General features: G+C 52.8%; 10 protein-coding genes. 4 read left to right on the top strand and 6 right to left on the bottom strand.

Annotated elements, in window-relative coordinates; all coding sequences use genetic code 11:
* The 6 genes from AAGC78_RS14120 to pilG all read right to left on the bottom strand — a co-directional run.
* Positions 1-4,115 (bottom strand): Hpt domain-containing protein (locus tag AAGC78_RS14120; protein WP_435784737.1); only part of this gene is annotated, 4,115 nt, incomplete at its 3' end.
* Between the two features lie 29 nt (positions 4,116-4,144).
* A complete protein-coding gene (locus AAGC78_RS14125) occupies positions 4,145-5,002 on the bottom strand; it encodes a CheR family methyltransferase (RefSeq protein WP_435784738.1) in 858 nt (285 codons plus the stop codon).
* 42 nt (positions 5,003-5,044) lie between these two features.
* Positions 5,045-7,201 (bottom strand): methyl-accepting chemotaxis protein, encoded by a 2,157-nt coding sequence (locus AAGC78_RS14130; protein ID WP_435784739.1) that lies wholly within the window; start codon positions 7,199-7,201, stop codon positions 5,045-5,047.
* A 125-nt stretch (positions 7,202-7,326) separates the two neighbouring features.
* Positions 7,327-7,869 carry a chemotaxis protein CheW gene (locus AAGC78_RS14135; protein ID WP_435784740.1) on the bottom strand — a complete coding sequence of 181 codons (543 nt, stop codon included), beginning with the start codon at positions 7,867-7,869 and terminating at the stop codon, positions 7,327-7,329.
* Positions 7,870-7,998: 129 nt separating this feature from the next.
* Positions 7,999-8,361: a twitching motility response regulator PilH gene (pilH, locus tag AAGC78_RS14140; RefSeq protein WP_435784741.1), complete on the bottom strand. Its 363-nt coding sequence runs from the start codon at positions 8,359-8,361 to the stop codon at positions 7,999-8,001.
* Positions 8,362-8,512: 151 nt separating this feature from the next.
* Positions 8,513-8,908 (bottom strand): twitching motility response regulator PilG, encoded by a 396-nt coding sequence (gene pilG, locus AAGC78_RS14145; protein WP_007639219.1) that lies wholly within the window; start codon positions 8,906-8,908, stop codon positions 8,513-8,515.
* Between the two features lie 364 nt (positions 8,909-9,272).
* Between pilG and gshB the strand changes: the two genes are divergently transcribed.
* The 4 genes from gshB (at position 9,273) to ruvX (ending at position 12,337) form a co-directional block, all read left to right on the top strand.
* Positions 9,273-10,226: a glutathione synthase gene (gene gshB / locus AAGC78_RS14150; protein WP_435784742.1), complete on the top strand. Its 954-nt coding sequence runs from the start codon at positions 9,273-9,275 to the stop codon at positions 10,224-10,226.
* 67 nt (positions 10,227-10,293) lie between these two features.
* Positions 10,294-11,217: a TonB family protein gene (locus AAGC78_RS14155; protein WP_435784743.1), complete on the top strand. Its 924-nt coding sequence runs from the start codon at positions 10,294-10,296 to the stop codon at positions 11,215-11,217.
* A 63-nt stretch (positions 11,218-11,280) separates the two neighbouring features.
* The gene (locus AAGC78_RS14160; protein WP_435784744.1) at positions 11,281-11,877 is read left to right on the top strand and encodes a YqgE/AlgH family protein; all 597 of its coding nucleotides are present in this window, start codon (positions 11,281-11,283) and stop codon (positions 11,875-11,877) included.
* 40 nt (positions 11,878-11,917) lie between these two features.
* Positions 11,918-12,337 carry a Holliday junction resolvase RuvX gene (gene ruvX, locus AAGC78_RS14165; RefSeq protein ID WP_435784745.1) on the top strand — a complete coding sequence of 140 codons (420 nt, stop codon included), beginning with the start codon at positions 11,918-11,920 and terminating at the stop codon, positions 12,335-12,337.
* Positions 12,338-12,374: the final 37 nt, after the last annotated feature.

The raw sequence follows: 12,374 nt of genomic DNA on the forward strand, positions 1-12,374 counted from the left end.
TCGAGCGCCACAAATTCCGGTAATTCGGTGTAGTCGCTGCCGTAGCTGTAGTCTTCGTCGATCAGCTCGATAACGTCATCGTCTGCTTCCGCAGGTGTGGCGTAGCTGACTACATCATCGAGTTCGATCACTTCATCCAGTTCGGCGAGCGGGATTTCGTCTGACAATGCCGGAATCTCATCGACCAAGTCAGGAATATCATCGGCCAATACAGGGACTTCATCAGCTAGTACAAAGGCTTCATCGGTCAACGCAGGAATTTCGTCGTTAACCAGTGTGCTGATAGTCACCGCTTCGGTGCTCAGCAGATCATCGAGCGCATCGTTTACTGCGTCCGGAATACCATTCAGGTTTTGGCCAGCGGCTATGGCATCGACCATATCGAGCAGTGCGACATGTGCTGCATTGAGCGTCTCGCACACAGAAGGCGAGCAGCTGAGTTGGTCGGCGATCACGGTTTCGTAAACGCTGTGGATCTTCTCGCTCAATTCCGCCATCGCCGGCAAATAGGCGTGGGCGGCGGCTTTGGTGAGCTTACCCAGCTCGTCCATTACCGGAATCAGTTGCGCAGCGTCGGCAGGATCGGCTTGCCATTGGGCAATGATCTTGTCCGCGTCGAGCAGCAGGTTCATTTCCTCGGCCATAAAGATGGCGAGCAATTCTGGATCAACCGGGCGTTTGCCGTTTTCATCCAGTTCTTGCTGGCTGACCAGCGGCGCAACGTGGATCTCGCGCAATTCATTTACGCGGGCGATAAATTGTTGCAGGCGCGGGATATCGACCGCTTCGCCCGACTCAATTTGATGCAGGGCGATTTGGGTGTAACTGACGGCATCGCGCAGCAATTGGAGGATATCGTCGTTGATATTGACATGATATGAGCGCAACTCTTTGGCGAAGCGTTCCAGCGGCGTGGCCAGCTCGGCGACTTGGGTCACCTCCGCCATATGCGCGCTGCCTTTGAGCGTGTGCAGGGCGCGTTGCATGCCTTCACTCGGCGGCTCGTAAATCGGGGCTTCGGCTTCCATACGCGCGATATAGTCCTGCACCACTTGCAAGTGGGTGAGGGCTTCGGCGCCGAAAATATCCCACAACTGGGCATCCGGATCGTCGATATCAATATCGTCGTTGGTGGCTTCGCTGTAGTTGAAACCGGTGGCCTGATGCTCGCTGTAAAGCTGCGCCAGTTGGGCAACTTCGTCTTCGTCGACCAGTTCAACCTGGTCTTCCAGCGACATCAGCGGCGGCAGCTCTTCATCTTCTGCAACCAGATCGAGATCGAGGACTTCGTCTTCGTCGATTTCAGCAACCGGCAGGTCGGCAATATCCAGCACCAGCTCATCGTTGCTGGCAAGCGGTTCGCTTTCCTCCAGCAGTGGCGCGTCGTATTCGAGTTCAAGCTCGGGCAGGGTAAGTTCTTCTTCCTCAGCAAGCACTGGCTCGCTGACAGCTTCAAGCTCTATCTCCAGAGCGTCTGTTTCCAGCTCTTCCGCTTCGGCATAGTCGTCTTCATCGTCCAGTTCCAGCTCAACTGGTTCCGGTTCAGTGCTGGCGATGTCCGCAACCGTAGGCATGCTGCCCTGACCAAGTTCTTCGAGCAGTGCCGCGGGCGTTTCGCCTTTGGAGAGGTCATGGGCTTGCTGGCGATAGGTTTCTGCCAGCTCGGCATGGGGATTGGGTTGATTGTCGCGGAAGGCGGCGATCATATCCGGCAGTAACTGGCGCACTTTTTCGATGATGTGCACGTGCACAGCACCGGCCACAATCGTGCGGTCAATTACGCGGTTGAGCATGTTCTCAATCGACCAGGCCAGCTCGCCGATTTCATTGGCGCCGACCATGCGCCCGCTACCTTTCAAGGTGTGGAAGGCGCGGCGGAATTCGGTAAGGGCGTTGTTATCGTCGAAATTGTGCGCCCAACGCGGGAAGTATTCGCCGATAGTCTCGGTAACTTCGGTCGCTTCTTCGATAAAGATATCGATGATTTCGTCGTCGATATCTTCGTCATCGCGCTGGATAACCGGAGCGTTGGAAGTGGCGACCAGCGTTTGTTCTGGTTCTTCAGCGGCATCTGCTTCCTGTCCGCCAAGTTCGGCGACTACATCTTCAACGGTGATTTCTTCCACCGCATCCATCGGCGCCGTTGCAGCTGGGTCGGCAAATGCCTGGCTGTAAGCGGAGGCTAATTCCTGCGCGACATCATCGGCAGGCGCTTCTTGTGCTTCGGTATAAAGTGCAGAGAGTTGCGCGGAGTCGTCCGCTGCAGATTCGTCGGCCGTTGATTCGTTTGGCAGTGATTCTTGCTCGCCGATGGCACCTTGGTAAGCGGCGCTGAGTTGTGCTTGCGCGGCTACTTCCTCGCGTTCAACTTCAGTCTCGGCTGTACTGTCGTCACCCACTGATTTACTGATCTTGGCCACGGCGTAACCAAGGCTGGCAACGCTCTCTTCGGCCACGCTTAACAGCAGGTCATTTTCTTCTTTGCGGCCGCCACTGCTCAGGCGTTCGAGGTAGTACTCAACGCTGGTAATGGCATCCGCGAGGGTATCCAGAGTGGTCCACTGCGGAGTGGTGTCCTGTTCCAGCAGCTGCTCTTCAATGAAACGGGCACAGGCGCCAAGAATCCGTGCCGGGCGCGGCAGCGGCATAATTTCCAAACCGCCGCGAATTTCGCGCAGGGTGGTTGGCACAGTTTGCAGGTGTTGGCGGTTCCACTGGGAGGCGATGTATTCGATGATCGCGTCTTTGGCGTGTTCAAGGCCGTTGCGCGATTCGCGCAGCACTGATTCTTTAGCGCGCGACAGGGTGATGTCGGAATCTTCGCCGCTATTGACGTCTTTGCCGCCGGATTCGGTCAGGCTATCGAGTGCGTTTTCTACCGCAATTAGCTGGCTGGCAACAGCGAGCAATTGTTCGTCAGAGAGTTCGCTGCTGGATTCAACCACCAGATCCAGCGCCGCACCTTGCTCAAGCACTTGTTTGCGCAGATCGCCCAGGCCGAGCACGGCCATGGTATCGGCAACACGTTTCACGATAGGCAAGGCATCGGACAAAGCGGCGTGGGTATCACCACCTGCAAGGCAGATATCCAGACTGTCTTTGATCAGATTCAATTCTTCTTTCAATGCACCTACCACTGAACGCATAGCGTCAGCATCGGGCACCGAGAGCATGTTCTGGGTATCGTCGCCACCTTCTTTACCTTCCAGCAGGGCTTCTTCCAGATGATAGGTATCGTAAACGCGCTGTAACTGCGAGTTGGGCGGGAAGCCGGGGGCGTGTTTGCCCGCGCGTGCCACGTAATACAGCAGGTTTTTGATCAGCTCGTCATTGGTGAAACTGTTGAGCGCTTTATTGCCGTGAACGGCGAGTACTTTGATTTCTTTATCTAGCTGGCGCAGCAGGTTTTTAACCGCGACGCTGATTTCAATCGCATCGATTTCAATTGCTTCAACCAGTGCAAGACAGATATCCCAAAGCGCAAAACGCGCGGTACCGTGGGTCAGCTTTTGCAGGCGCGAAAAGGCTTTTTGCAGATAGGCGAGATTTTCGTCCGGATTTACACCGCGGATAAATCCTGAGGCGGCGTATTGGTACATCTGACGCAGCTTGAGCACCATCGCCTGGAACTGCACGTTGTCGTTGGTTACTGGCAGGCGTGCGCCGTATACCTTTTTAGCGGGCGTCAGGTTGGGTACAAAGAGTTTGGTGTCGGTCAGTAAACTTTCGCCGCGCACGGCGCGCAGGTCGTTCAATAGTGGCAGTACGACGAGCGGGTTGTCTTTGCGTGTGGCTTTTACTTGATCGAGATAGAGCGGGAATTGCAGGATGGCGCGCATCAGAACTTCTTGCGCTTCGCTGCTGTTAGCGACGCGCTCGGAGATCATCGCCTGGGTCAATTGTTCCATTTCGCTGGCGAGCATGGCGGCGCCATAGAACTCCACCATTTGCAGGCTGCCGTGTACCTGATGGATGTGGGTCAGGCAGAAGCGGATACGCGCAGCATCTTTGGGATTTTCGACATAGCTTTCGAGGGCTTGGCGCGCTTCTTTCAGCGTCTCACTGATCTCATGGATCAACCAATCCAACGCGGCAAAATTGCGATTATCTGCCATGCAGAACTTTCCTCTAATTGTTCTCGTTTTTATCGTTCTTCACGAACGTAAGCCTGCACTTGATCATCGTCAGTGCGCTGCATTTCCGGGTGTTCCCAATCAACCACTTCACCCAGACCGACAATCAACAAACCACCTGGTTTGAGGCGCTCGACCAGGGCATTCAATACATCGCGACGCAACCAGCGGCGGAAATACACCAGCAGGTTTTGGCAAAAAATCACATCCACTTGCACCTGGGGTAACTGGCGCGCGTGGATAATATTGGTGTGGGTAAAACAGACGCGGTCGCGCAGTTTATTCACCACTTCATAACTGCCATCGGTGCACAGCTGCAGATAGCGTTTTGCTTCGTCCGGTTTTACCTGCTCGACCCGGCGCTTGCTATAGCGGCCTTTACGACCGGCAGCCAGTGCCGACGAGCTGATATCCATCGCGGTAATACCGTAATAAGGGCTTAGCGCCGCAAGCTCGAAACAATCATTCACTACCATCGCCAGGGAGTAGGCTTCTTCCCCGGTGGCGCAGCCCATGCTCCAGATATCAAAACTGTTGTGCAGTGCCTGGTTGTTAATTTTTTGCTGGAGGTAATTACGCACGTATTCGATAGATTCGCGGTGGCGGAAAAAGCTGGTTTCCTTAACCGCGATACGATCAATCAAGCGTGACCACTCGAGTTTTGCTTCGATACTTTCCTCGGAGATCAAGTCAAAGTATGCGTTGTAATCCTCGTAGCCCTGCTCGCGCATGCGCGATGACATTTGCGATTCCAACCAGGCTTTTTGCTGGAAAACCAGCTGTATACCCGTACGCTCCTCCAGCAGTTTGCCCCATTGGAGAAACTGGTCTTCGGTGAGCGTGGGTAATGTACGTAGCGACCAGGCCATAATTACACCGGCAATGCCAGCAGCGCTGGCATTGCCTCTTTATCAAGCTTTTGATGTCTGGGAATAAAGGTCATCATCGGGCAACAATTCGTCGTCCAAATCGATCACTTCTGCGTTACTGTCAAAATCCATCGCCGGGGTATTGGCCATAGCTTTGCGCGCCGCGTTGGCACGACCTTCCGACATATCTTCTTCCGGCAGTTTGAAACCGGCTACGGATTCACGCAGGTCGAGTGCCATCTCGGCGAGGTTACCAATCGACTGTGCGGTAGCAGAAGTACCGGCAGAGGTTTGGGTAGTAATCTCTTGAATAACATTCATCGTGTTGGAGATGTGACCCGCAGACGATGCTTGTTGGCGCGCGGCGTTGGAAATGTTCTGGATCAATTCCGCCAAGCTTGACGATACGTTTTCAATTTCTTCCAGTGCCACACCCGCATCCTGTGCAAGGCGCGCACCGCGAACCACTTCAGAGGTGGTTTGTTCCATCGAAATTACCGCTTCGTTGGTGTCGTTCTGAATGGTTTTTACCAGTGCTTCGATCTGCTTGGTTGCTGCTGCGGAACGTTCCGCAAGGCGTTGAACTTCGTCCGCTACCACCGCGAATCCGCGGCCTGCGTCACCGGCCATCGATGCCTGAATTGCTGCGTTAAGTGCGAGGATGTTGGTTTGGTCCGCAATGTCGTTAATCAAGCTTACGATGTCACCGATCTCTTGTGACGATTCACCGAGGCGCTTAATACGTTTTGAAGTATCTTGAATCTGCTCACGGATGGTATCCATCCCGTTGATAGTGTTCTGTACCACTTTCGCACCGTTACCCGCGATCGATACCGCGCGCTCCGCTACCGCTGCCGATTCGGCGGCGTTCGCAGATACCTGGTCAATGGTGACCGCCATTTCGTTTACCGCGGCAGATGCACCGGCAATTTCTTGCGCCTGGTGTTCAGATGCTTCTGCAAGATGCAGTGCAGTTTGCTGGGTTTCTTGTGCAGCGGCGGATACGTTTACCGCAGTTTCGTTGATTCGCGCTACCAGAATACGCAGCTGGTCGATGGTGAAGTTAATAGAGTCCGCGATCGCACCGGTGAAGTCCTCGGTTACGGTTGCGGTAGTCGTCAGGTCACCGTCTGCGAGGTCGGCCAGTTCGTCGAGGAGACGCAAAATCGCTGTTTGGTTACGCTCGTTGGTATCGGCAGTTTCGTCAGCGCGTTTACGTGCGCCCATGTACTGGTTGAAGCCGAGGTAGAACAGGGAAATCAGGGTGATGGCCGCAAGTACAATAACTACGGTATTGTTGATTGGGCGGGTATCGGCTTGCACGGAAATTTTGTCCGAAATGGTAGCAAGTGCTTGCAGCAGTTGTGGTGTTTCGTTGAGCAATCCATCACTTGCTTGACGCGCGCGGAACAAGATGGTCGAACCTTCAAACATCTTCTGGATGGACGCGTTAACGCCTTCGAACAATTGGGTGATACGGTCAAGTGAAGCGCGTGCGCCCGAGTCGGTAACGCGGCTCACACGCATGGTCGCGTCGCCGTCTTTCATGCCTTTCAAAATACGGCCGTAGAGGTTGGCGTCGGTATTGAACTGGTCAGCCGCCGCACTTGCATCGGCGTCACCGCGGAGCATCTTATCCACGTTACGTCCGATACGCTCGGCACGCCAGGATTGCATTTGTGCTTCAGAAACCTGATCGCCGGGTGCCTCAGCATCGAGCAGACTTTCCACGATGTTGTTGTGCGCGCCCTGCAGGGTTGGCAGGTTGTCGTTCAGCTCTTTACCAATACTGTTGAGCGATACGATCAAGTCTTTGTTGGTTGCAATGGTTTGGGCATTGTTCTTAACGCCATTCCAGATTTTGTCGAATGCGGCAAATTCTGCAGCCAATGCCTGACGGGTGTTAGGGTCACTTGCCTGGAGCGATGTCCAGGTAGATCCCATGCTTGCTACCACGGCGGACAACTCGCCGAACGCTTTTTCGTCGCCGGAGGTCGCATCGCGCGATAACGATGTCAAACGATAGGCTTGTGCACGCAAGTCCGCGACTTGTTGCAAACCGCGTTGGTCATTGGTTTTGCCCTGGTCGATCAGGTACAAAAACACCACTGCCGCCACAAATGAAACCACCAACAAGACCGAGGCGAATACCATCCCCGGTTTTGCCTTGAAGGCGGCAATCTTTGAATCAGTTTTCATCTAAGCACTCCTAACCAGCGTTCGGTTTTATTTTTTCTATCCACTGCACCTTTTGTACAAGACATTAGGCGTCACTTTTTTTCGCACAATATCGCGTTGGTCTTACCGTTTTTGTGTATCTAACCCTAGGTTTTTGCCGCGTTGGTGAAACGCGGGTCTTCCGCCAGCAACGCTGGGCGGAATAACGACCAGCGCTCTCCGCCCTGCGGATAGCTGCCGGTTACAAAGGGTAAAATACTGCTCGCTACAGCGCCGGCTTGCTCGCTGTATTCATCCATGGGGAAATGTTGCATGCCGAATACCTGATCGACAATAAGGCCGGAATACAGGGTTTCGGTTTCAAGTATTAGTACTCGACGGTGTTTGCGTGAGCCGCTGAGGCGGTCGCCGAAAAACATCGCCAGATCAAATAGGGGAAGCAATCTACCGCGCACGTTGGCCACGCCTTTTACCCAGGGTTGTACACCGGGTAAGTGGGTGTGGTTGGGGACTTCCAACATCTCTGATATCTCACCGATTGGCACCACGAAATAGCTGCCCATGAGCGAAAAGCCGATGCCGCTCCAATGGGGGCGTATATCCGCCTGTGCAGGCAGACCGCGCGCGGCAGCGCGACTGCGCTGGGCTAATGTAAGCAGAGCCTGGAAAGCGGCCTGTGGTTCTGACATAGATCTATCCGTAACTGTCGTGCATCACCACATCGGTCGACACCTATGCCGATGGATTCAATGGTCGGTGATGATGCTTGTTGTTATTGTCTCTCGATCATCCTTGCTGCTGGTGATTGTATCCTTCGGTTAGCGCAAAACCTCGGCCATCGCTGCCATCAGTACATCCTGGGTGATGGGTTTGGACAGATAAGCTTTGGCGCCCTGACGCATACCCCAAACGCGGTCAGTTTGCTGATCTTTGGTGGTGACGATAATCACGGGAATGTGGGCAGTTTCCGGTGTTTTAGTCAGCTGGCGAGTGGCCTGAAAGCCATTGAGGCCAGGCATCACTACATCCATCAGGACTACATCGGGCAATTCTTTCTGCGCCATCACGATACCGGCTTCACCATTGTCGGCAGTCAATACGACGTGGCCGTTTTTTTCCAACATGCTGGTGAGTTTGTAGGTCTCGGTTGGTGAGTCGTCGATAATCAATACTCTGGCCATAAATGCTCCAAAAACAAATAAGTGTTCCGCAGAGAGTGCGGTGAATTGTTTAGACAGTCCTTTGGAACTTAATCCGGAACTATTACCTGAGTGTAGCCGTGCGCTAGCCGCGCACCAGTAATAGTCGACCCCCCAGCGGGTGCGAGCCTGTTTAAGAGGCTTTGAGATGCTTGACGTGCGCTTCAATCGCGCCGAGCAACTCGCTTTTACTAAAGGGTTTGGTGAGGTATTGGTCAGAGCCGACAATACGCCCTTTGGCTTTGTCGAACAGGCCATCTTTGCTCGACAGCATGATGACCGGGGTGGTCTTGAACTCGCTGTTATTCTTGATCAGTGCACAGGTTTGATAGCCATCGAGACGCGGCATCATAATGTCCACAAAAATAATATCGGGGCGGGTATCGGCAATTTTCGCCAGGGCATCAAAGCCATCGGTGGCGGTAATGACCATACAGCCTGCTTTTTTAAGCAGTGTTTCAGCCGTGCGACGGATGGTCTTGCTGTCGTCAATAACCATCACTTTGAGGCTTTCGTAAGTTACTTCCATACTCTGACCTTGCCTTTTGTTATTGCCGCAGATATTGCCGCAGCTGCCAGATATACACGTTGATTGGTTGAAACGTCGGTAACACGTGGAGCGTTGGTGCGGTATCACTCATTAAAATGAGCGTCAAAATAACGCCACCAATGAAAAGCGAACTTTTAACACAGTTTTTAACGTTGTGCCATAACTAGTTGAATATATGAGCAATCCATACCATTTTCAGGTTTTTTAGATCGCTTTAATCTGTCTGCAATATTCTTGCTTTAATTGCCATCAGGACTTAACTTTAGCCCGCCCTTGCCAGTCCGGCAATTTTTTTAGCGACTTATATAGTAGTCGATCTGTATTACTTATTAGAGTGAATTATATGGCTATCTCTCTCGGCGTGGTTATGGATCCCATTGCAGACATTAAATACTACAAGGACACCACGTTGGCATTGCTCTTGGCGGCGCAAGAGCGCGGCTGGGATCTGCACTACATGGAGCAAAAAGATCTATATCTGCTGCAAGGTGAAGCGCGCGCCAATACCCGGAATCTATTTGTAGCCGATAATGGTGACAATTGGTATGAGCTTGGCCTGCATGAAGATAAAAAATTGGGTGATCTGGATGTCATCCTGATGCGCAAAGACCCGCCGTTCGATAACGAATATATCTACAGCACCTACATCCTTGAGGCTGCTCAAAATCAAGGCGCGCTAGTGGTTAACGATCCGCGCAGCCTGCGCGACTGCAATGAAAAAATCTTCGCCACTCAATTTCCGCAATGCTGTCCGCCGGTATTGGTCAGCCGCGATATGCCGCGCTTACGCGAGTTTCACCGCGAACATGGTGATGTTATTTTCAAGCCGCTCGATGGCATGGGCGGCAGCCGAATTTTTCGCTGCCGGCAAGATGATCCCAATGTTGGCGTAATCCTCGAAACCCTGACCGAATTCGGCCAGCAGCTGATTATGGCGCAACGCTATATTCCCGCAATTACTGAAGGCGACAAGCGTATTCTGGTTATTGACGGCGAGCCGGTACCTTATTGTCTTGCGCGTATTCCGGCGCAGGGCGAGACGCGCGGTAATCTGGCTGCGGGCGGCACCGGTGTGGCGCAACCGCTGACTGATCAGGATTACTGGATTGTCGAACAAGTGGCACCGACACTGAAAGCCAAAGGCCTTATGTTTGTTGGCTTGGATGTAATCGGCGAATACCTGACCGAAATCAATGTCACCAGTCCGACCTGTGCGCGCGAAATCGACAAAGCCTACGGCACGGGAATTGGGTCACGGCTAATTGACGCCATTGAGCGTAAATTAGCGGCGCAATAATCCACCCGCAAAAGTGGGTCGGGTTTTGGTAGCAGGTAAAAAGCAGAGTTAAAGTCGAGTTGATGTAATGAATCAGGCAGTTGCCTTTGAAGAAGAGAATCTCGCCAAGCCGCCAGTGGATACTGGGGATCGTCTGAGCTTTACCTTTTTTTTGGCGATTGTCGTACATGCATTATTAATCCTCGGCGTTACTTTCAAACTGCCCGACCACACCAATACGTCGCAGACGATTGAAATCACCCTGGCGACACATAAGTCGCTGCACGCACCGGAAAATGCTGATTTTCTCGCCCAGCATAATCAAGAGGCGAGCGGCACCCTCGATGAAGCCAAACAACTCACCACCGAGCGTCAGTCCGAGTTTGCTGATACCCAGGTGCGCGACGTCAATCCGGTGCCGCAGCAACAGTCGGCGTCCACCGAGCAAGTCAAAGAGCAGCAGGTGCTGACAACAACAGTCAGAAGCACGCAGATGGCGCAAGCGAAGTTGACGCCGGATGAGCGAGCGGAGCGCGCCCCGCAAGAAGGTGTGGCCAAAGACCAGCCGCTGATATCGGCAGAGATTGCCAGCCTGCAGGCCAAGCTAGATAAACAGCGGCAGGAATACGCCAAGCGCCCGCGTGTGCGCACACTCACTTCTGTGTCCACAAAAGAGTCTTTCGATGCGCAATATCTACATGAATGGAGCAGCAAAATTGAGCAGGTGGGCAATCGCAATTATCCCAAAGAGGCGTTGACCCGCCATATCACCGGCCATTTGCGCTTATCGGTAGTGATCAATCCCGATGGCACCATCTATGAGATAAAGGTTTTGCAATCCTCAGGGCAGCGTCTGCTTGATGATGCGGCGCGCCAGATTGTGCGCTTATCGGCACCTTTCGCCAGTTTTCCGGCCGAGATCCGCAAACAGGCGGATCGCTTACAAATTATCCGCACCTGGAATTTTGAAATTACCGGCAACAATTCCTTTATCACCACCTCCGCTAACTAAAAAGTTATCAATTAATTTGCCGCGCTTGCTTGTTTTAGGCCCATTTGGCCTCATACTGAGTTGATGACTGATAACAACACTATCCCTACAGATTACGATGAGCTTATCCCGGGCAGTTTGCGCGATCATTTTCTTATCGCCATGCCGGCTTTGAACGATTCATCTTTCGCGCACACCGTGACTTACATTTGTGAGCACAGTGACAAGGGCGCTATGGGGGTGGTTATCAACTCTGCGACGCCCATGTTGCTCAAAGAAATTTTTATGCAAATGGATCTGAGTGATGTTGCCAACCAAGGCGAACAAATCGTTATGAGCGGCGGCCCGGTGCAACCGGAGCGCGGCTTTGTATTGCATTCCAACGAAACCAAATGGCAGTCCACACTTGAAGTGTCATCTGACATTTGCCTCACTGCCTCACGCGATATCATTGCCGCTTTGGCTGAAGGTCGCGGTCCCAAGCAGTGTTTAATAGCGCTCGGTTATGCCGGGTGGGGCGAGGGTCAGCTCGAAGCAGAAATTGCGGCGAACAGTTGGCTGACGGTACCGGCAAGCAAAGACATTATTTTTAATACACCGTTTGAAGAGCGTTGGACCAGTGCTGCACAAGCATTGGGCATTGATGTAAATTTAATTTCCAGCACCGCCGGACACGCCTGAGTCAATTCACTTCCGCGCATCATTATTTCTGTAATTCATTATGATTAAAACCCTGCTCGCCTTTGACTACGGCACCAAGAATATTGGTGTCGCTTCCGGCCAAACTATTACCCGCTCGGCCAATTCTCAACCCGCGCTAAAAGCAAAAGATGGCATTCCCGATTGGAACCAAATTGAAAAATTATTGAAAGACTGGCAACCCGATTTAGTATTGGTTGGGTTACCGCTGAATATGGATGAAAGCGAAAGCGAACTCAGCGCGCGCGCGCGCAAATTTGCCAATCGCTTGCATGGCCGCTTCGGCGTAAAAGTAGAAATGGTGGATGAGCGCTTAAGTAGTTTTGAAGCAAAAGGTGAAGTGATCGAGCGCGGCGGCTCGCGCGATTATAAAAATAATCCAGTGGATTCAATTGCGGCACGGGTGATTTTGGAAAGCTGGATGGAGCGCAATCCAATCTGACGGAATTTATCAAAAAATGCCGGGGATTACCCGGCAT

The sequence above is a fragment of the Cellvibrio sp. genome (genome assembly GCF_039207905.1).
GTDB lineage: Bacteria > Pseudomonadota > Gammaproteobacteria > Pseudomonadales > Cellvibrionaceae > Cellvibrio.